Origin of the sequence: Bacillus sp. SIMBA_008 (assembly GCF_046535495.1) — a bacterium.
In the GTDB taxonomy this organism is placed as follows: domain Bacteria; phylum Bacillota; class Bacilli; order Bacillales; family Bacillaceae; genus Bacillus; species Bacillus subtilis.
Map to the genome: position 1 here is coordinate 1 of NZ_JAWRWL010001075.1, position 244 is coordinate 244.

The 244-nt window shown below is 75.4% G+C and carries 1 protein-coding gene; it reads right to left on the reverse strand.

Annotation, left to right across the window (positions count from 1 at the left end; all coding sequences use genetic code 11):
* The coding region (locus tag SB658_RS26725; protein WP_410603516.1) for a hypothetical protein at positions 1–222 on the reverse strand (222 nt) is incomplete at its 3' end.
* Positions 223–244: the final 22 nt, after the last annotated feature.

Sequence of the window (244 nt, forward strand, 5' to 3'; positions counted from 1 at the left end):
CTGCGTCAGCATCCGCCGGATCGCCGACGACGCGTGCGGCCGGAACCTGGAAGGTCCGAGTCGGACGACGGCGCGGGCAATGCGCCGAACGGCCGTCAGCGAGGGAGGCGCCGAGGCGTGGCCGCCATCGCCCCGGGCCGACAGCCGCACGGTCATCACGCCCTTCTCCCCGACGCCGATCATCGCCGCCCGCCCCGGCACGAACGGCAGCGGCGCGTCCACCACCGCTCCGCCTTCGTCGACG